The sequence below is a fragment of the Lachnospiraceae bacterium oral taxon 500 genome, from assembly GCA_002999035.1.
GTDB lineage: Bacteria > Bacillota > Clostridia > Lachnospirales > Vallitaleaceae > W11650.
Window position 1 is genome coordinate 1,974,297 of sequence record CP027241.1, and the last position, 18,837, is coordinate 1,993,133.

General features: G+C 47.6%; 18 protein-coding genes. 15 read left to right on the forward strand and 3 right to left on the reverse strand.

Features of this window, described 5'->3' with window-relative positions; translation table 11 throughout:
* Window positions 1-12: 12 nt before the first annotated feature.
* From C3V36_09005 to C3V36_09030, 6 genes are all read left to right on the forward strand, one after another.
* Window positions 13-1,065 carry a hypothetical protein gene (locus C3V36_09005; GenBank protein AVM69367.1) on the forward strand — a complete coding sequence of 351 codons (1,053 nt, stop codon included), beginning with the start codon at window positions 13-15 and terminating at the stop codon, window positions 1,063-1,065.
* Window positions 1,066-1,089: 24 nt separating this feature from the next.
* Complete coding sequence (locus C3V36_09010) at window positions 1,090-1,401, forward strand: hypothetical protein (GenBank protein ID AVM70498.1); 312 nt, start codon at window positions 1,090-1,092, stop codon at window positions 1,399-1,401.
* Window positions 1,394-1,876 (forward strand): hypothetical protein, encoded by a 483-nt coding sequence (locus C3V36_09015; GenBank protein ID AVM69368.1) that lies wholly within the window; start codon window positions 1,394-1,396, stop codon window positions 1,874-1,876. The genes C3V36_09010 and C3V36_09015 overlap by 8 nt, the downstream gene beginning before the upstream one ends.
* The gene (locus C3V36_09020; protein AVM69369.1) at window positions 1,873-2,328 is read left to right on the forward strand and encodes a hypothetical protein; all 456 of its coding nucleotides are present in this window, start codon (window positions 1,873-1,875) and stop codon (window positions 2,326-2,328) included. The genes C3V36_09015 and C3V36_09020 overlap by 4 nt, the downstream gene beginning before the upstream one ends.
* Window positions 2,309-2,845, forward strand: coding sequence for a hypothetical protein (locus C3V36_09025; protein ID AVM69370.1), 537 nt, complete (start codon window positions 2,309-2,311; stop codon window positions 2,843-2,845). The genes C3V36_09020 and C3V36_09025 overlap by 20 nt, the downstream gene beginning before the upstream one ends.
* 94 nt (window positions 2,846-2,939) lie before the next feature.
* The gene (locus C3V36_09030) at window positions 2,940-3,674 is read left to right on the forward strand and encodes an HAD-IB family hydrolase (GenBank protein AVM69371.1); all 735 of its coding nucleotides are present in this window, start codon (window positions 2,940-2,942) and stop codon (window positions 3,672-3,674) included.
* Window positions 3,675-3,886: 212 nt separating this feature from the next.
* Here C3V36_09030 and C3V36_09035 read toward each other — a convergent pair whose 3' ends face one another.
* Window positions 3,887-4,360 carry a PTS glucose transporter subunit IIABC gene (locus C3V36_09035; protein AVM69372.1) on the reverse strand — a complete coding sequence of 158 codons (474 nt, stop codon included), beginning with the start codon at window positions 4,358-4,360 and terminating at the stop codon, window positions 3,887-3,889.
* Window positions 4,361-4,549: 189 nt separating this feature from the next.
* On the opposite strand from C3V36_09035, the gene C3V36_09040 reads away from it, so the two are divergent.
* Both C3V36_09040 and C3V36_09045 read left to right on the forward strand, forming a co-directional pair.
* Window positions 4,550-5,461, forward strand: a complete 912-nt coding sequence (locus C3V36_09040) for an ATPase (protein ID AVM69373.1) — start codon at window positions 4,550-4,552, stop codon at window positions 5,459-5,461.
* A 30-nt stretch (window positions 5,462-5,491) separates the two neighbouring features.
* Window positions 5,492-7,282: a hypothetical protein gene (locus C3V36_09045; protein ID AVM69374.1), complete on the forward strand. Its 1,791-nt coding sequence runs from the start codon at window positions 5,492-5,494 to the stop codon at window positions 7,280-7,282.
* A 13-nt stretch (window positions 7,283-7,295) separates the two neighbouring features.
* On the opposite strand, the gene C3V36_09050 is transcribed toward C3V36_09045, so the two are convergent.
* The gene (locus tag C3V36_09050) at window positions 7,296-9,260 is read right to left on the reverse strand and encodes an ABC transporter (GenBank protein ID AVM69375.1); all 1,965 of its coding nucleotides are present in this window, start codon (window positions 9,258-9,260) and stop codon (window positions 7,296-7,298) included.
* Between the two features lie 292 nt (window positions 9,261-9,552).
* Here C3V36_09050 and C3V36_09055 point away from each other — a divergent pair, with 292 nt between their 5' ends.
* The 5 genes from C3V36_09055 (at window position 9,553) to C3V36_09075 (ending at window position 15,832) form a co-directional block, all read left to right on the forward strand.
* Entirely contained in the window at window positions 9,553-10,818 is a 1,266-nt protein-coding gene (locus tag C3V36_09055; protein AVM69376.1) for a hypothetical protein, read from the forward strand.
* A gap of 82 nt (window positions 10,819-10,900) precedes the next feature.
* Window positions 10,901-12,622, forward strand: a complete 1,722-nt coding sequence (locus tag C3V36_09060; GenBank protein AVM69377.1) for a hypothetical protein — start codon at window positions 10,901-10,903, stop codon at window positions 12,620-12,622.
* A 249-nt stretch (window positions 12,623-12,871) separates the two neighbouring features.
* Complete coding sequence (gene mvk / locus C3V36_09065) at window positions 12,872-13,819, forward strand: mevalonate kinase (GenBank protein ID AVM69378.1); 948 nt, start codon at window positions 12,872-12,874, stop codon at window positions 13,817-13,819.
* Window positions 13,792-14,799: a diphosphomevalonate decarboxylase gene (gene mvaD, locus C3V36_09070; GenBank protein ID AVM69379.1), complete on the forward strand. Its 1,008-nt coding sequence runs from the start codon at window positions 13,792-13,794 to the stop codon at window positions 14,797-14,799. Before mvk ends, mvaD begins: the two co-directional genes overlap by 28 nt.
* The gene (locus C3V36_09075) at window positions 14,777-15,832 is read left to right on the forward strand and encodes a phosphomevalonate kinase (GenBank protein AVM69380.1); all 1,056 of its coding nucleotides are present in this window, start codon (window positions 14,777-14,779) and stop codon (window positions 15,830-15,832) included. The genes mvaD and C3V36_09075 overlap by 23 nt, the downstream gene beginning before the upstream one ends.
* Window positions 15,833-16,121: 289 nt before the next feature.
* On the opposite strand, the gene pepF is transcribed toward C3V36_09075, so the two are convergent.
* The gene (pepF, locus tag C3V36_09080) at window positions 16,122-17,921 is read right to left on the reverse strand and encodes an oligoendopeptidase F (protein ID AVM69381.1); all 1,800 of its coding nucleotides are present in this window, start codon (window positions 17,919-17,921) and stop codon (window positions 16,122-16,124) included.
* 171 nt (window positions 17,922-18,092) lie between these two features.
* On the opposite strand from pepF, the gene C3V36_09085 reads away from it, so the two are divergent.
* Together C3V36_09085 and C3V36_09090 are read left to right on the forward strand one after the other, a co-directional pair.
* Complete coding sequence (locus C3V36_09085; protein ID AVM69382.1) at window positions 18,093-18,308, forward strand: hypothetical protein; 216 nt, start codon at window positions 18,093-18,095, stop codon at window positions 18,306-18,308.
* 81 nt (window positions 18,309-18,389) lie between these two features.
* Window positions 18,390-18,677: a cupin domain-containing protein gene (locus C3V36_09090; protein ID AVM70499.1), complete on the forward strand. Its 288-nt coding sequence runs from the start codon at window positions 18,390-18,392 to the stop codon at window positions 18,675-18,677.
* Window positions 18,678-18,837 lie beyond the last annotated feature (160 nt).

Sequence of the window (18,837 nt, forward strand, 5' to 3'; positions counted from 1 at the left end):
TAGGAGGAAAGAATGAAAGCAAGCAAAGGAAAATTAAGCAAGCCGGCCCGGATTCTATTTTCCCGGCAGCTGGCACTGGCTCTTAACTCGGATATTACGATTACCGAGGCCTTGGACATTATCCGTTCCAAATCCGAGGAGCCGCTGTTAACCAAAGCGTTGGAGGAAATGACGGCGAAGATTTACATGGGCTACAGTTTTGGCGATGTAATTAAGGAGCATGAAGAAATCTTTTCCAGTTTTTATGTCAGTATGGTTGGAATCGGTGAGGAAAGCGGCAACTTGGCTGAGATTTTGGAGCAGCTCGCCCAGACCTATGAGCGAGATATGCTGACTCTGAAAAAAGTACGGCAGGCGGTTACTTATCCCTTGATTTTAACGGTGTTAATGTTTGGCGTAATTGTTCTGCTGATTACCGAGGTCATGCCGATGTTTGACCGGGTATTAAAATCCCTGGGCGGAGAGATGCCGCAGGCAACGAAAGCTATTTTACAGGTGGGCTTATTTTTAAGAGGTTACGGCTGGATAATTTTGTTGGTACTTATTTTACTGGGAGTCGGGATTTATTATTACGGCCGGACGGAAAAGGGCAAAGTGTTCTTTGACGCTTTGAAGTTTCATATTCCCTATCAAAAGGAATTGACGGCATCCATGCTGGCGGCTCGATTTGCCCGGAATTTGGGCCTTTTGATGAACAGCGGCATTGCGGTCAGCCGGGCGCTGGAGATGATTTACCCGGTAATTGACAATGAATACCTGGCGGAGGGGATTAAAGGCAGCATCCGTTTGGTCAATGAGGGTACAAGCTTAGACGAAGTGATTGAGCGGCTGCGGCTTTTCCCCCGGCTTCTGATTAAACTGTTTGCGGTCGGCGTGGCCACCGGTCAAATGGATAAGGCGCTTTTGCGGGCGGCGGAGGAAATGGACAGAGAGGTTGATGATAAGCTGGCCAGACTGACCAGCGTATTAGAGCCGATGCTGATTATTATTTTATCGGTGATTGTGGGTATTATTTTGATTTCGGTAGTTCTGCCGGTGGTCAGTATTATGAATAATATCGGATAAGGAGGGACTATGAAACGTGTCTCGATGAATACCAGTTTTGTGGCGCTTTTTTTTATCGCCGCCGCACTGATTATTATTGTCTGGCAGCTGAACAGCTATGATATTTCGGATAAAGAAATGGGCACGGAACAAATCGAAGATATTATCCGCCATTACGCCACGGCCTGCTATGCCTTGGAAGGAAGTTATCCCTCCAGTTTAAAGTATTTGCAGAAAAATTACGGCCTGATTTTGGATGAGGAGCAGTATGCCTATTATTATGATGCTTTTGCTTCCAATATTTTGCCAGATATTAAGGTGATGAAAAAAACAGAAAGCGAGGCCGGATATGAATAAGAAAGCGCTTTCGATTGAATCGCTGTTTGTTATGGTACTGTTTATGGTGTTTGCCGTTTCCATGGTGATGATGATTATCAGCGGCCGCAGCAGTTACAGCAAAATCCTGGATGAAAAGGAACAGGCCGAAGATTTGCGGATTGCAACTTCTTATTTGCGGATGAAGCTGAAACAAAACAATCAGGTGGATTCGGTTTTTACTGCGCGGCTGCCGCAGACGGATGAGGAAGCTTTGGAAATTTGGCAGGATGGCGAGGAGAAACAATATCGGACGGTGATTTATTTTCGGGAAAACAAAATTTGGGAAGCCTATATGGCAGCCGAAGATGAGTTTGACTTGGCTCTCGGCGAGCCGGTCATTGAACTGGACATGGAATCGGTTCATTTTAACCGGACGGAAAAAGGGATATGGATTATTTATGATACGGGGCGCGAAGAAATTCGGCAGTTTGTAGCGCTGCAAGCGGAGGAATGAAGATGCTGAAACGAAATAATAAAGGCTTTACCTTGATTGAAATTATCATTTCGATTGCCGTTTTGTCCATTATTTCCGCGATTTTTTTGGAGCTTTTTATTAAAGCGGATTCCGTACAGAAACAGGGAAAAAATATCGATGACAAGGTGTTTTTGGTCAGCAATTTGCTGGAAATGCTGACGGCCGAGAAGGATATTGACAGTTTTATTCAGCAAAGCGCACCGGCAGCGGAAAGAGCGGAAAACAGCCGGCGGGAGTTGGACTTTTACTATGATAAGGCACTAAAAGCTGTACCCCAAGAGGAGAGCGTGTATTATCTGTGTCTGGTGCTGGAGAAAAAGGAAACCTTAAAAACCGGCGTTTTGTACTCAGCCAGAGTAAGCGCCTTTGAAGATACGGAGGAAGCCCCGCTGCAAATGGCGACCAGTTTTTATGAACGGAAAGGGGAATGAAATGCAGACAGTAAAAAATCATCTCCAGAATAACCGAGGGGCGACTTCGGTTCTGATTATGATTATGATGATTATTTTAATGGTTTTTGGCGTAGCAGCCCTGACTACGTCCGTTGCTTCCCGCAAGCTGGCGCAGAAAAATGCCGGCTGGCTGACCGAGTATTACGCCTTGCAGGGAGAAGCGCAAGTTGTTTATGCTCATTTGGATGAGGCCCTAAATTTGGCGGATGCCGGCGAAGATATCAGCCGGATTGAAGCTTCGCTGAACCGGTTCTTACAGGAGAACACCAATTGCAGTTTTCAAAGAACGGATTTGGAAAGCCAGCCCTTTATCATCAATATGAAGGTCAGAGAATCCGGTAAGGAAGTGCCCAAAGAGATTCAAATGGGCTTTATCCTGTATAAAGGCGAGGGCCGTTATCATTTGAAGGCAACCAAATGGCTGCAGTATCAGGCCGAGATTTTTGATCCCGAAGACGAACCGCATTTTTCCGATATAAATATAAAGATAAAGTGATATTAGGGGAAATTCGATACGAAGATTCTCTGCAAAAGGATGTTTATAGGAAAAAGCAGATTGCGGCAGAACCGGTACCGGCAAGGAGGAGTTTATGAAAACAGCGGCTTTTTTTGATATTGACGGAACGCTTTACCGGGAAGGACTGATTACCAGTATTTTCAAAAAGTTTATTAAATCCGATATCATTGATCAAAGTGTGTGGTATCAGGAAGTGCGGGACAAATACAATAAATGGGATAAGCGGGTCGGCAATTACGACGATTATCTGGTTAAAATGGCGGAGATTTATATCGAAGCCGTGCGCGGCCTGCATAAGAGCCAGGTTGAGTATATTGCTCAAAAGGTGGTTGAGCAAAAAGGCGATAAAGTTTATATTTACACCCGGGATCAGATTTTATGGCATAAGGCGCAGGGGCACATGGTGATTACCGTATCCGGCTCGCCCTATGAGCTGGTGCGGGCAATGAGCATCAAGCATGGGTTTGATGCCTGTCGGGGAACCGTTTATGAACTGGATGAAAATGACCGCTATACCGGCCGCTTATTGCCGCTGTGGGACAGCCGCAGCAAACAAACGGAAATTCAAAAATTAGCCGACGAGTATGAGATTGATTTGGCCGCGTCCTACGCTTACGGTGATACGGCCGGCGATTTTCTGATGCTTCGGGCGGTTGGCCATCCGGTGGCCATGAATCCGACCAGAGAACTGCTGCAGCAAATTACGCAGGATGAGGCAATGAAGCGGAAAGCCAAAATTGTGGTGGAGCGGAAGGATAATATTTATCAGCTGACGCCGGAGATGCTGCAGCCGCAAAAGGACGGCTGATGAGCAGCGAAAAACCCTGTAAGCCAAACTCAGGATGAGCGGCTTTCAGCCCAACCGGAGAAGAACAAGTGTCGCCGCAGACGGCAAGAGAAAAACGGAGCAAGCGCCAAAGTCTACTTTGCTTTGATGCTTGCTCCGCCTTAGTATATATTAGGATACGGGTGCCAAAAGGATTTGACATCCATGATACCGGCTTGCTTCGGCTGACGCCATTACTTCAGCTTAATCTTGCAGACCGGTTCGTTAGCGGCAATTTCGCCGTAGGTAACGTCAAAATTATTGATTTTATCGGGATTCATCAGAACGACAATAACATCGGTTTTCTTGCCCTGTTCCTTGATATAATCAAAGTCAGCTGTGATTAGAGGCTCGCCGGCTTTCATTTTTTGACCGTCGCTGACATGAAGGGTCATGCCGTCGCCTTTTAATTCAACGGTATCAAGGCCGACATGAATCAGCAGGTCAATTCCGCCGCCGGTATGGAAGACAACCGCATGCTTTGTTTTAAAGGCCTGTGTTACCACACCGTCAGCCGGTGCATAAATGACGCCGTCTTTGGGCCGGATGGCATAGCCGTCACCCATCATTTTTTGGGAAAAGACTTCGTCTTCTACTTCGGTAATCGGGATAACCTTGCCGCTGACGGAGGCATTTAGAGTTTCTGTCTTTTTAAATAAACCAAACATAAGATATCCTTTCTAAATAAAACTGTTTTGCCAAAAATAATAAATTCTTTTGTCGCGGGACTGACATGGATTTTTATGATTTTGGCGCTTGTATCATAAAATTATTATAAACATAAAATACCATTTTTGATAGGGAAAGTCAAGAGCTATCCGCGAATGCTTTCCTGATAGAAGCACAAAGGAGAAAACATGATTGACTTTTTAACGGAACAGGGAGTTTCTGATAAATTGATTGAAGATTTAAAGGCATTTCGGCGCTTTTATCAAACGGCGGAGGAAGTCAAAGACCGGATCCCTCAGCCATATTATCGCTATCATGGCCGGGAGATTTGGGAAATGGCACTGGCGGCGCTGCTGGGTGGTGAAAACTTACTTTTATCCGGGATGAAAGCAACCGGTAAAAACGTATTGGCGGAAAATCTGACGGCGGCTTTCGGCCGGCCGCAGTGGACGGTGTCTTTTCACACCAATACCGATCATGGTGATTTAATCGGCACGGATACTTTTATCGGCGGTGAGGTTCGTTTTCGGCCCGGTAGTGTGTATCAATGTGCAGTTTATGGCGGATTTGGCGTACTGGACGAGGTCAATATGGCCAAAAATGAAGCGATTGCCGTGCTTTATCCGGCGCTTGATCATCGGCGGCAAATTGATGTGCCGGGTTATCATGCGGTTCGGCTGCATGAGGCGGCGCGATTTATCGGCACTATGAATTATGGCTATATCGGTACCAGAGAAATGAACGAAGCCTTTGCTTCCCGGTTTATGGTGATTGATGTTCCGCCGCTGGCAGAGGAAAATATCCGGCTTATCTTGCAAGCCGAGTTTCCGGACTTGACGGCAGAGGGGGCGGCGGTGCTGGCCGGAATTTTTCTGGATTTGCAAAAGAAATCGCTTCATTCCGAAATTTCAACCAAAGCCATTGATTTCCGGGGCCTTTTGGGTGCAATTCGGGCAATGAAACGGGGCTTGGCACCGCAGATTGCTTTGAAAATGGGAATTGTTGACCGGGTGTTTGATGAGTTTGAAAAAGAACTGGTACAGGATGTGATTGATTTGCGGCTGCCCAAAAGCAGTGCGGACAGTATGTTTGTATCTTAAAATAGATGTCAGAGAATCAGGAAAAAAATCATGATTGATACAGAATTAACGAAAGAACAAATAGAAGCATTAAAACTGAGAAGCCAAAATATTTTTTGGACGGTGCAGGGCGATTATTCCCAAAAGCTGCCGGAGGTCTTTTGGCTGCCGGAAACGGTAAAAGCCAAGCATGACGCGGTTTTATGGGCAGCAGTTTTTTTATATGCCGATCCGGCTTTGATTAGCCGGTTTATTGGATATCTGGCCGCTAAGCCAAACTTTTATGCGGTTTTTTCCCGAATTCTTTGGATTGCTTTGGAAGAATACTGTATGCCTAAGCTGTATCTGGAAAGGCCGGCGGTCAGGGAGCTTTTTTTCGGATATTATCGACAGGCGGCGCAGCCGGAAACAGGCATACTGCCCGATGCTGCCCGGATGATTGAGCGGGCCTACGGCGAAGAAAAATTAGGCCGGCTGGCGGAGGAGGAGCGCTGGCTCAAGGCTTTGCTGAGAGACATTTTTCAAATAGCGGCATCGGCGCCGGATACGGCCGGACTGTTGGCGGCATTGGAAGAACTATACGGCCGGTATTTTCGGGAAAAGCATTGGACGGACGCATTGACCGCCGGGGCAGCCGACCGCCGGGCAGTTCAAACCATGCCGACCGGCTATCAGCCGGAAGAGAGCTTTTTTCAGAAAAAGCGAATCAGTGCCGGCGCAGACGTTGAGCAGATAAAAATTGTGGATGCTGAGTTTAACCCCAACAGCTATCGCGGCAAAGCTTCGGCTGAATATTTGGCGCGGGAACGGGAAAAGAGTGCCGGACTGGCAAATCCGCTGAGGAAAAAGAAACTGACCGACCGGGAAAAGGTTTGGCAGTTTTTTGGGGAGCTGCTGCTGCCGAAAGCGGAAGTGGAGCAAATCGAGCAGCGAATCAGCACCGGAATCCATCAGCATAAGCGGCTGTATATCAGCGATGGCAGTTTTGCTACGGTTTTCAGCGAATATCAGCTTCGCTTTTTGCAGGAACAAAGGCGCCTGAATCTGGAATATTTAGAAGCAAATTATCACGCCTGCCGCCGCCATATTGAAAATATGCGTCTGTTGTTAGCCAATACTTTGCTGCCGGACAGTCAGGCCGAAAGCTGCCGGGCGGATGCCGGCCGCTTTCAGGCAGGTCTGGTGTGGCGGGCGGAGCGACTGCATGACAGTGCGGTTTTTAAGCGCCAGATCAGGAATGAAATCGGCAATTTTGCCGTGGAGCTGCTGCTCGACGGGAGCGGTTCGCAAAGCGAAAGACAGGCGCAGGTGACGTTTCAGGGCTATATTATTGCTGAGGCCCTGAGTTTATGCGGGATTCCCTGCCGGGTCAGTGCTTACGCTGCTTTTTTGGACTATACGATTTTGCGCCAGTATAAAGACTATGACTCGCCCCGGGAACAAAATAAAAAGATATTTGATTTTTTCGGAACAGGCATGAACCGGGATGGTTTTGCTCTGCGGGCAGTGGGAGAGAGAATGGCCAAACGGCCGGAAGAAAATAAGATTTTGATTGTTTTAAGTGACGGTAAGCCCAATGACGTCCGGGTTTTTAAAAAGGACGCGGAAAATCCCGAGGCCAGTGAATACACCGGCGATATCGCTGTGAAAGACACCGCCGCCGAAGTCAGAAAGCTCCGTTTTCAGGGCATTTCTGTCCTTGGTGTTTTCACCGGCCTGGAAGTCGACCTTCCCGCCCAGCAAAAAATATACGGCCGGGACTTTGCCTATATTAAGGATTTAAGTAAGTTTGCAAAAATAGTGGGAACCTATCTAAAGAAAGAACTGCGCAAACGGATATAAAAAACCGGCCCATTTACATTAATTCATCTAATTCCTCATAATAGCCGAGCAGCTTTTCCTCCAGCTGCTCCTTTTGCATGGAGATTTCATGCGCCTTTTCATAGTTGGTAAAAACTTCCTCGCTGGCCAGCAAAAGGTCCAATTCCGTGATGCGCTGCTCCGTTTGGTCAATCATTTCTTCCAGTTTCTTTTGCCGGCTGATCCTCTTTTGACTGCGGGCCTTTTCTTCTTTTTCCAGCAGCCAGTCTTTTTTGGCGCGGCTTTCCGCTTTTCCGCTGCAGGGTTCTATCCGGTTAGACGGCGCCAAATCCAAGAAGCTGGCCGGTCGAGCCGGGGTCGTTTCGCCGGAAAAAACCGGATTTTGGCGCTCGCTTTTCTTGGTGATAAAATCATCATAATTTCCCAAATATTCGGTTAAAGTCAGATTTTCCAGTTCGGCTACCCTGGTGGCAATTCGATTGATAAAATAGCGGTCGTGGGAAATAAATAAAATCGTACCGCTGTAATGAACCAGTGCATTTTCCAAGACCTCGCGGCTGACTAAGTCAAGATGATTGGTCGGTTCGTCCAGCAGCAGAAAGTTTCCTTCGGCCAGCATCATTTTAGCCAAGGACAAACGCCCTTTTTCCCCGCCGGAAAGGGAACTGATTTTTTGAAAAACATCATCGCCGGTAAATAAAAAAGCGGCCAGGAGATTCCGGATTTCGGTATTGGTCATTTTGGGAAACTGATTGGAAATCTCATCAAACAGGCTGTTATTCGGGTTTAAGTTGCTGTGCTCCTGATCGTAATAACTGATTTGCACGTTTTTGCCCAAACGGACAGTGCCGCTGTCGGGTGTGAGTTCATTTTGCAGGATACGGAAAAGTGTGGTTTTGCCGCTGCCGTTCTCGCCGACCAGCGCAATCCGGTCGCCTTTAAAAATCGAATAGTTCAAATCCTGAAACAAAGTCAGTTCGCCGAAGGCTTTGCTGATATGTTCCAGCGCCAGCACATCATGGCCGGATTCCTGTTTGGGCGCAAATGAGATGTGCATGGCTTCGTTTTCGGTCAGCGGTTTTTCCAAACGTTCTATCTTATTTAAAAGTTTTTCCCGGCTTTCCGCCCGGCGCACGAACTTTTCCCGGTTGCGCGCCCGCAGGGTATCGATAATGTTCTGCTGGCGGTCGATTTCCTTTTGCTGGTTGAGATAGGCTTTTTCAGCCAGTTCCTGCCGAATTTCCCGCTGCTCCAAATAATAAGAATAATTGCCTTCATAAAAATCCAATTGGCCGAAAGATAGTTCAAAGACCCGGTTGACAACCTTATCTAAGAAATAACGATCGTGACTGATAATAAATAAAGCGCCCTGATACTCCGCTAAAAAGTTTTCCAGCCAGGTGATGGCCTTTAAATCCAAATGGTTGGTTGGCTCGTCCAACAGCAGCAGATCCGGCTTTTGCAGCAGGAGCTTGGCCAGAGCCAAGCGGGTTTTTTGTCCGCCGGAGAGGGTGGCGACCGGCTGGTTAAACCGGTCTTCCTCAAACCCTAAGCCCCGCAGGATGCCGTGGACAAAGCTCTTATAGCTGTAACCGCTTAACCGGTCAAAGCGCTGATGCAGTTCGTCATATTCATGAATGATGCGAAGCTGTGTTTCTTCGTCATTGGCCGGAGCAGCCATCTGTTCATTTAGCCGAGCCAGCTTTTTTTCCAGCGAAACGATTTCCGCATTGGCGGAGTACAGCTCGTCATACAAAGTTTTAACCGATTCAAACTCGGCGTTTTGCGCCAGATAGCCCAGACGCAGGTCGGCTTTTTGATAAATTTGTCCGGCAGCCGGTGCCAACTCGCCGGTTAAAATCTTGAACAAAGTGGTTTTTCCGGCACCGTTGTTGCCGATCAGGGCAATTTTTTCATTTTCATTAATATGACAGGATAAATCCTTTAAAATCCAGTCTTCAATATAAGCAAAGGATAAGTCTTTGACCGACAGCAGCATAATTTATTCCTCATTTCTTTATTTTGGCTGCAATTCAGGCAAGCCGCTCGCAATCAATGGAAATGCCAGTGAATCTGCTTGCATGAATGGCAGCTCATTTTCTTCGCCTATTTTATCATCAATTTAGCGGAAAGTCAAAACAACTGTTATCAATAGGCTCTGTATGGCAGGGTTTTTGTTAAACTTTTTGTAAAAAAAACTAAAAAGATTGACGTTTGGCTGGGCACATGATAGCATGAAATCATAGACTTTCAGTTCAGATGTTGGTATGTGAGAAAGAAGGTGCTGACGGATGAGGAATATTTTAGTTGTTTTATTATTGATGGTGTTATTGATTGCCGGCTGTCAGACAAGGGAAAAACCGGTTGATGGTGAGCCGCAGGCAAAAGCACCGGAGCAGATAACCGAGGACAGCGACGCGGCGCAGCAGTCGGAAAAAACAGCAGCGGAAGGAGCAAAGGAAACCAAGCCGGGGCAGTTGACCGAGGACAGAAGCGCTGAGCAGCAGCCGGGGAAAACAGACGATCAGAAAGTGACCGACACGAGAAAAACAGAGGGAGCAAAAGAACCGGAAAAAATAGGAGACGGGGAAATGCCGATGTCAGCGCTAAAAATCGCACTTGACTATGTGCCGCTGCCGGACATTAATCCGGAAATGGTCAGGGAAAAACATTTAGAAGCAGGGCAGGCGGTAGCAAGTGACGGCCGGGTTTTCCGGGATACGCCGGGATATGGGAAAATACTGAAATATCAGCAGTCGCCTGAGTTAATCCTAAATGAGCACGGAAATTATATCCTCATGCAGCGGATAGGCGGGCAAGAAGAGGATTGGCTGTTTAAATGTAATCCGGCCGGTGATGTTATCCTGAAGCAAAGCGCCAGGAGCTTAGGCTGGGATGACCTGGATCAGCTTCAGTATCATCAGGGGATGGGCATTGTGATTAGCGGCCGGCAGTCGGATGGTCGTAATTTTTTAGCTTGTCTTGATTCGGAAAGTTTAGCGCCGCGCTGGACCTATTCGGTATGGGGAACGGTTGATGCTTTCTACACGACCGGTAAAGCGGTAGTGGCCGTGCTGGAGAACTCAGCGGAGCAAAAAATCAGAGTAATAAAGCTAAACTTCGAAGGGCAGGAACTTTGGTGCAGTGAAGTGCCGGGGCGGTGGCCGGAAGTGAGCGTAACGGAATTATCGGACGGCCGGGTGATTGCCATGAGAAACAACAGAGGGGAAAAGGGTGCCGCTGTGATGGACAGCTATGCTGCAGCGGACGGTGCAAAGACAGCAGAAATAGCGATGGATTATTATGGAGAGCTTACGCCGACGGATGATGGCGGATTTATTCTGGCAGGCTATCGGCCGATCAAAACTGTGCCGCAGCCAGAGGTGATTTCAGCGATTTGGTTTGACTATGAAACGGTGGCGGCCAAGTATGATAAAGATTTTAAGTTGGAGTGGCGGAAAACCTATGACAGCTTGAAAGATACCATCGGTCGGGATATTATTATTCCGCAGCCGGGCGGCAGCGTAGTCCTCACATTAAGTGATGCGCCGTTTTAAGTTTCTTAGCTTTCCCAAAAGACATTCTGACAGGCAAGAGAAAGCGGAGTAAGGTTGATATATTTTTGGATAGCAAGTTGGTATGGAGGACATTATGGAGTTTCAGTTAGTCAGTTCACTGGAAAAAGTATTTTTTAATCAAGCACCGAAAGCAATGGTGCGAAAGTATTTGTCAGGCTTACGCGGCGAGGTGCTGTCTTTTCAGGTCGCCTGCTTCGGCGAAAAAAGGAGCATTGATATTTTAGACTGTGCGGTCAGTCTTAGGCTGAAAAGCCCTTTGCACAGCCAGCTTCGCTGCCGGGTAGTGGGCTCGGTACCGTCAGATTATCCGGCGCATCCGGCCGAGGAAAGAGATGATAATTATTTGCGGACGGAGCCGGGGCTGTTTCCCGATGTGCTGCTGCCATTGACGGTTCGGTTCGGCCGGTGGGAGCAGGAGGAGGACGCGGCACTTTTGCAGCTGCGGATGCCCTTTGGCCAGTGGCGGACTTTTTGGTTTGATTTAGAACTGCTGCCGGAGCAGCCGGCCGGTCGATATCCGCTGGAGATTTTGGCGGCGGACAAAGACGGTCAGATGCTATGGCAGACAGAACTGGAAATAGAAGTGATCGGGGCACAGCTGCCGAAGCAGGAGCTGATTCATACGGAATGGTTTCACGCCGATTGTTTGGCGGATTATTACAGAGTGCCGGTTTTTTCCGAGGAACATTGGCGGATTATTGAAAACTTTATGCGCACCGCCGGCCGGAGCGGAGTAAATGCGATTTTAACGCCGGTGTTTACTCTGCCTTTAGATACTATGGTCGGCGGCGAGCGGACAACGCATCAGCTAGTTGATATCACTTGGACGGAAGCGGGCTATGAGTTTGCCTTTGACCGACTGACCCGCTGGATCGAGTTAGCTTCTGACTGTGGGCTGGAATATATTGAGTTTGCCCATTTATTTACGCAGTGGGGAGCAAAGGCCGCGCCCAAGATTATGGTTTGGGAAAACGGCGAATTAAAGAAACGTTTCGGCTGGGAAACGGCAGCGACCAGCCCGGAATATACTGCTTTTTTGCGGGCATTTTTGCCGGCGCTGAAAGAGTATTTGGCAGCGAAGGGGCTGAAAGACAAAGCGATTTTCCATATTTCCGATGAACCGCATAATGATGCCGATAAGGAAAGCTATTTGCGGGCTAAGAATACGGTTAAGGATTTGCTGGCAGACTGCTTTGTAACGGATGCGCTCAGCAGCTACGATATTTACATTCAGGGCGTGATTGAGCATCCGGTGGTAGCCACCAACCGGATTGATTACTTTATTGAAAACGGCGCCAAAGACTTATGGGCATATTATTGCTGCTCTCAGAAAGACAAAGTCAGCAATCGCTTTTTTGCCATGCCCGCAGCGCGCACCCGGATTTTGGGAGTGCAGCTGTATAAGTTTGATATCAAGGGCTTTCTGCATTGGGGCTACAATTTTTATAATTCCCAGTTTTCATTGGAAAAAATTGATCCGTACCGGGTAACGGACGCAGGCGAGGCTTTTCCGTCGGGCGATACTTTTTTGGTCTATCCGGGTGAAAACGGCGAAGCGGTTGAATCGCTGAGGCTGATGGTTTTGGCGCAGGCGTTTTATGATTTTAGGGCTTTGAAGTATTTAGAGAGCCTGACGGATAAAAGCTTTGTACTGGAACTGATAGAAGGGGAACTGGCGCAGAAAATCAGTTTTGCCGACTATCCGGCGGAAGAAGATTATTTATGGCGGCTGCGGGAGCGGGTCAATCGGGAAATCGGTAAGAGAATGGCAGAGGGAAATTGAGAAATATCTTTAAAAATATTTTTATAGATATTTCCGGCACAATCGGCTATAATAAATAAAGTGCTGTAGTTTGGAAAAATTACTCGGAATCCGGCGAAATGCGGACGAATTCCAAGTGTGGATGTTAAGCAAATAGATATTTATGTTTGCTGTGTTTCTGGAGAATGAGTACTCGGTTGGCATGTCAAGCATAGATATCGGCTTGCCTGAACGGTAACTCAAAATCAAAGTTTCAGTGAGGACAAGAATATGAAAGGTTGCGGAGACGCCCACGGCAAGGTGATTTTGATGGGCGAGCATTCCGTTGTATATGGCTATCCGGCGATTGCATTGCCGTTTATGCAGGTAACGGTCAAGAGCGAGGTCAGCCGGCGCGAGGGCGAGATATGGCTGGAATCCGATTTTTATACCGGCGCTTTAAAAGACGCGCCGCCGGAACGGGCGCATGTCGTTACAGCCATACACGCCGGTTTGGACTATTTGCAAAAAGAGAAAAAAAACTTAAAAATTGTAATTTTGAGCGACTTGCCGGCCAGCCGGGGACTGGGTTCTTCGGCGGCAGTGGCGGTCGCTGTTATTCGTTCACTGTTTCAGTATTTTGAGCGGCAGCTGACAGATGAAGAACTGATTCTTTTGGCTGATCAGGCCGAGCGGGTCGCTCACGGCAATCCGAGCGGCATTGATGTGCTGACAACGGCTTTTCCGCAGCCGATTTGGTTTCGCAAGTTGCCGGATAAAAAGGGAATGAAAGAGTTGAAAGTTTTTCCGATTTCTTTACCGGCCTATTTGGTAGTAGCCGATACGGCTATTTACGGTCAAACCAAGGAAGCGATTGCTGTCATTGCCCAAAAGAGGCAGGAGCAGCCGAAGGAAACGGAGCGGCTGTTAAATGAGTTGGGTGATTTTGCTGGGCAGGCGGAAACGGCGATTAACCGGCAGGACTGTCGCCGCCTAGGGGAACTGATGACCGGTGCACACCGGAACTTACAGGCACTGGGAGTCAGCCATTTGGTGCTGGATCATTTGGTTGAACAGGCACTGCGACTGGGGGCGCTTGGCGCCAAGATGACCGGCGGCGGTTTGGGCGGCTGTATGATTTGTTTGGCGGACGAGGAAAAGACCGCTCAGGTGATAGCGGATGCATTACAGCAAGAGGGAGCAAAAAAGACATGGATTTATCCGATGAAAGGAAAATAAAAAGCTATGCCAGAGCCGGGGCTAATATTGCCTTGGTTAAATATTGGGGCAAAAAGCAGGAAGATTTGAAAATTCCCTATAACAGCAGCTTGTCCATGACTTTGGAGCAACTGTATACCGATACGGGGATTTGTTTTCATTCGGGCGGAGAGGATATTTTTTATTTAAACGGTCAGCGGCAGGAGCAAGCCGAAACCCGAAAAATAAGTATTTTTTTAGACCGTTTCCGGCAGCTTTCCGGTCGGCGGGAAAGGGTTTTTATCAGCAGTTACAATAATTTTCCGACGGCGGCGGGCCTGGCTTCGTCCGCTTCGGGCTATGCGGCCTTAACAGCGGCGGCGGGGCGCTTGTTCTTACCGGAAATGGACGATAAGGGTCTGTCCCGGCTGGCCCGGCAAGGCTCCGGCTCAGCCTGCCGCAGTTTATTTGGCGGCTTTGTCGTTTGGTATGCCGGAACAAATGATGCCGGCAGCTATGCCGAGTCCTTAGCGCCGGCGGACGAATACGCGATGTTGATTTTGGTTTTAAACAGCGGGCAGAAAAGCCGGCCGTCAACTGCCGGCATGAAAACAGTTGTGGACAGCTCAATTTTTTATCCGGCTTGGGTTAAGCAGGCGGAACAGGACTTTGCGGAAATGCGGCGGGCGGTTTTAGCCGGGGATTTTAGCCGGATTGGTCAAATTGCCGAGGCGAATTGCCTGAAAATGCACGCAACCACCTGGGGCTGCGCCGAGCCGTTTACCTATTTGCAGCCGGAAAGCATCGCAGCGATGGAGCGGGTGCGCCAGCTTCGCCGGCAGGGAACAGAGGCGTATTTTACGGTTGATGCCGGGCCGAATATTAAGATTTTTTGCCGGAAGGAAGATTTGCCGCAAATAACGAAAGAAATGCAAAAGCATTATGCTAAGGAGCAGCTGCTGCCGGCTTATGCCGGGAGGGGCTATCAGATAAAGGAGTGTGAAGGCTTTGGTCAACGTTAAGGTAGGGGGAAAGCTGTATTGGGGCGGCGAGTACGCGGTGGTGGAAGCCGGACATACGGCGGTTGTCATGGCGGTCAACCGCTATTTGGAGGCAAAATTGGATTTTTCAGCCGGTTTGGGTAATATCCACTCAACGCTGTATCATCATCATTTGCTGTGGTCTTATAAAAACGGCAAGCTCCATATTGACCATCATGATGATTACAGCCTGATTATAAAGACGGTTGAGTTGATGAGCGAGTATTTGAGCGAGCAGGAAATTCCGTTAAGAGTATTTGATTTGGAAATTGACAGTGATTTGCATGACAGCGCCTTTCAAAAATACGGTTTTGGTTCGAGCGGCGCGGTGGTAGTGGCGGTTGTTCGCGGGATTTTGCGCCTGTACGGGCAAAAGGAAGATGATTTGCTGGTCTTTAAGCTGGCTTGTTTGATTTTACTGAAAATCGGTAACAACGGATCGATGGGTGATGTGGCCAGTTGTACCTACGGTGGGCTGATTGCGTATACATCCTTTGACCGGCGGCAGATTACGGACTGGCTGGAGCAGAAACCGATAAAGGAAATTGTAGCAGCCGACTGGCGCGGTTTAATGATTCGGCGGCTGACAAATCATTTGCCGGTGGAAACGGTGATTGGCTGGACGGGAAAAGAAGCGATTTCTTCGCAGTTGGTTTATGAGGTCGGTCTGGCCAAAGAGAAAAAAGAATATGCTGAATTTTTACGGCATAGTCAAAAATGGGTGGAGCATTTGATTCAGGCCATAGAAGCCGGAGAAAAAGAGGATTTTAAGCAGGCGATTCGCCGGCTCCGGCAAGGGTTGGCGGAATTGGCCGCTGTGTGCCGGATTCAAATTGAAACTGTTGAATTAAAGGCTTTAGCGGAATTGGCCGAGCGCTATGACGCAGTGGGGAAGCTCTCCGGCGCGGGCGGCGGCGACTGCGGGATTATTTTCCTGTTTGCGCCCCAGCAGAAGCAGGCACTGCTAAAGGATATGGCCGAGCAGGGGATTTACCGGCTGAGTTTTGCGGAATAACTGCCGAGGAAAAAATGCGGAATCCGCAAATAAATTTCAAGGAGAGGGTGTCAACAGAATGGAATTTGCCAGAAAACAATGCAGGAAAAGGCTAATGAATACACCACAATACTGCTGGAATATGAAATAGAATTATTACGAATAAAATAAAAGAACCCCGCTTTTTATAGGCTTCTTAGGCCTGTAAAGAGCGGGGGTTTCATTAAATGGGGTTATGTCATTGATATCCCGATAGGATTGGCAATCCGCCGTATATTATGGGGACATCAAAAGTATAAAATCCTTATCATTAAATCAACTTTTCCATTTCATCCATCATGTTCTCAAACACTTTAATCGCGCGGAGCATCGGTTCTTTTTGAGTGATATCGACGCCGGTGTTTTTCAGAATATCCAAGGGGTATTTGGAGCGGCCGGCTGACAGGAACTCGTTGGTGTAGCGGTCAACAGCCGTTTGTCCTTCGGTCAAAATCATGTCGGCAATCGCAACCGAACTGATCAGGCCGGTGGCATATTGGAAAACATAATAATTATAGTAAAAATGCGGAATTCTGGACCATTCATAACGAATGTCATCATCGGATACGACCGCGTCGCCGTAATATTTTTGATTTAAGCGGTAGTACATTTCGCTTAAAGCCTCGGCGGTAATCGCTTCGCCCTTTTCCACCAATTCATGGGTGGCGCGTTCATACTCGGCAAACATGGTCTGGCGGAAGACCGTACCCCGGAAGCCTTCTAAGAAATGGTTCATATAGGCCAGCCGCAGCTTCTTGTCCTCGGTATTTTTCAGCAGATACTGAATCAGCAGGTTTTCGTTGCAGGTCGAAGCAATTTCCGCTAAGAAAATCGAATAGTCATGGTTGACATAAGCCTGTTTTTCACTGGACAGGTAAGAATGCATAGCATGACCCATTTCATGTGCCAAGGTAAACATATTGTTTAAAGTATTGGTATGATTGAGCAGAACATAGGGATGAACGCCGTGAACGCCCCAGGAATAAGCGCCGCTGCGTTTGCCCTTGTTTTCGTAAACGTCCAGCCAGCGGTTGTCAAAAGCGTGTCTAACCGTGTTGACATATTTTTCGCCCATCGGGGCAATTGCTTTTAACACGGTTTCCTTAGCGTCCTCAAAGCTGATTTTGGTATCGGTATCCGGGAAAAGCGGTGTATAAATATCATACATATGCAGTTCCGGCAGCTTTAAAATCTTTTTGCGCAGGCGCATATAGCGGTGAAAAACCGGCAGAGATTCATTGATGGTGCTAAGGAGCTGGTCATAAATGGAAACGGGAACATTATTGACAAATAAAGCGGCTTCGCAAGTGGAGGCAAAGCCTCTGGCCCGCATATTCAGCAGATGGCTTTTTAAGTTCATATTATAAATCGAAGCCAGGGTGTTGATATTGGCCTTATAAGCGGCATACATTGAGGAAAAAGCCGCTTGCCGGACTTGCCGGTCAGCACTTTCCATAAAGCCGATATAATTACCGTGGGTCAGTTCAACCGTTTCGCCATTCTCGTCGGTAATCGGCTGAAAGCGGATATCGGCGTTGTTGAACATGGAGAAGGTATTGTCAATCCCGGCGGTCACGTCACCGACCAAAGCCAGCAGTTCTTCCTGCTCTTTGGGCAGAACATGCTGCTGGGTGCGGAATAAGTTGTCAAAATACTGACGGTAGACAGTCAGTTCCGGCTTTTCGGTGAAATACCGCTCTAAATCAGCAGCGGATAAGGTTAACAGCATTGGCTCCACAAAGGAAAGCTGTGACTGAATCAGTACTAATAAAGCCTCTGATTTTTGCGCCAGGGCTTGTTTTTCGGCATTGGAGGTGTCCTGATGCCAGCCCATTTGGGCATAGCCGTAAATTCGGCCGAAGTTTTCTTCCAGCCGGTCCTTGGTTTGCAGGAAATGAAGGAGCTTTTCGGATGAGCTTAAAAATTCCTGCTCTAAGCCAGTTAATTCTGTAACGGTTTGCTCGCACTGCCGGTAAAGCTCCTGCCAGGCGGCGTCGTCTTTAACAATATGAGACAGATCCCATGTAGTTTCCGGGGCAACCTCGGAACGCTTAGGTAATGTTTTAGCCATAATATAAATCCTTTCTGTGTGGTGTCAAAAAATATGGAAAATCACCTTTTTTATACTACCAGATTTGAAGGAATTCGTAAAGAGATTCTTTATTCAATTTTCCCCTGATTGAACCGCTTTGTACTTCTGCCCGGGCGGGCGGTCTACCTAAAAAAGACTGTTCTGACGAACATGGGAAAGCTGAGTTCTTTATTTAACATTTCTATGACAAAATTGGGAAAGGGCTTTGCTTTTCAGATAAAATATGATATATTTTACACATTGGAAAGAGAAAACAGGGATCAAAATCAAAACGTAACACCGGACTTTCTGCAGACTGTGCCGGCGGCATCCGCGGCGTTTCGGCGGAGAAAGTCAGGTAAGGCACAGATAAAAACCAGAGTTTAGAGCAACATGGCCGGTGGGCTTTAGTCAAGGAAGGAGTATAAAATGCAGGTAGTCAGAAATGAAGAAGCAATTACCAGAAAAATGGGAGAGGGGACGCTGCATAAGGTCCTGAGTTATGATGACAATTTAATGGTCTGCGAGCTGACCTTTGAGGCCGGAGCAACCGGCAAAGAGCATTCACATCCGCATACCCAGATTACTTATGTGATTTCAGGTGAGCATTCCTTTATTATTGATGGAGAAACCACGGTCTTAAAGGCGGGCGATTCGATTTATATTCCGTCGGGAGCGATGCATAATGCCACTTGTATTAAACCGGGCAAGATTGTAGATATTTTTTCCCCCAAGCGGGATGACTTTTTGTTATAAGTTCAGGCAATTATATATGTTTATTTGCTTATCGTTCAGATAAGCAGATATGTATGATTGTTACGCCGGGAAAGCTTGCTTTTCAAAGACGTAGCAATCATACATAGCTATTTGCTTAACGTCTGAAGTATAACGGTTTTTTGAAATAAAGAAAGTAAAG

Excerpts from the sequence above, each read along its gene's own strand:
- C3V36_09030 (AVM69371.1), top strand. The coding sequence starts at position 2,940 with ATGAAAACAGCGGCTTTTTTTGATATTGACGGAACGCTTTACCGGGAA.
- C3V36_09020 (AVM69369.1), top strand. The coding sequence starts at position 1,873 with ATGAAGATGCTGAAACGAAATAATAAAGGCTTTACCTTGATTGAAATT.
- C3V36_09040 (AVM69373.1), top strand. The coding sequence starts at position 4,550 with ATGATTGACTTTTTAACGGAACAGGGAGTTTCTGATAAATTGATTGAA.
- C3V36_09060 (AVM69377.1), top strand. The coding sequence starts at position 10,901 with ATGGAGGACATTATGGAGTTTCAGTTAGTCAGTTCACTGGAAAAAGTA.
- C3V36_09035 (AVM69372.1), bottom strand. The coding sequence starts at position 4,360 with ATGTTTGGTTTATTTAAAAAGACAGAAACTCTAAATGCCTCCGTCAGC.
- C3V36_09005 (AVM69367.1), top strand. The coding sequence starts at position 13 with ATGAAAGCAAGCAAAGGAAAATTAAGCAAGCCGGCCCGGATTCTATTT.
- C3V36_09015 (AVM69368.1), top strand. The coding sequence starts at position 1,394 with ATGAATAAGAAAGCGCTTTCGATTGAATCGCTGTTTGTTATGGTACTG.
- C3V36_09085 (AVM69382.1), top strand. The coding sequence starts at position 18,093 with ATGGGAAAGCTGAGTTCTTTATTTAACATTTCTATGACAAAATTGGGA.
- pepF (AVM69381.1), bottom strand. The coding sequence starts at position 17,921 with ATGGCTAAAACATTACCTAAGCGTTCCGAGGTTGCCCCGGAAACTACA.
- C3V36_09045 (AVM69374.1), top strand. The coding sequence starts at position 5,492 with ATGATTGATACAGAATTAACGAAAGAACAAATAGAAGCATTAAAACTG.
- mvaD (AVM69379.1), top strand. The coding sequence starts at position 13,792 with ATGGATTTATCCGATGAAAGGAAAATAAAAAGCTATGCCAGAGCCGGG.
- C3V36_09050 (AVM69375.1), bottom strand. The coding sequence starts at position 9,260 with ATGCTGCTGTCGGTCAAAGACTTATCCTTTGCTTATATTGAAGACTGG.
- C3V36_09055 (AVM69376.1), top strand. The coding sequence starts at position 9,553 with ATGAGGAATATTTTAGTTGTTTTATTATTGATGGTGTTATTGATTGCC.
- C3V36_09010 (AVM70498.1), top strand. The coding sequence starts at position 1,090 with ATGAATACCAGTTTTGTGGCGCTTTTTTTTATCGCCGCCGCACTGATT.
- mvk (AVM69378.1), top strand. The coding sequence starts at position 12,872 with ATGAAAGGTTGCGGAGACGCCCACGGCAAGGTGATTTTGATGGGCGAG.
- C3V36_09090 (AVM70499.1), top strand. The coding sequence starts at position 18,390 with ATGGGAGAGGGGACGCTGCATAAGGTCCTGAGTTATGATGACAATTTA.
- C3V36_09025 (AVM69370.1), top strand. The coding sequence starts at position 2,309 with ATGAACGGAAAGGGGAATGAAATGCAGACAGTAAAAAATCATCTCCAG.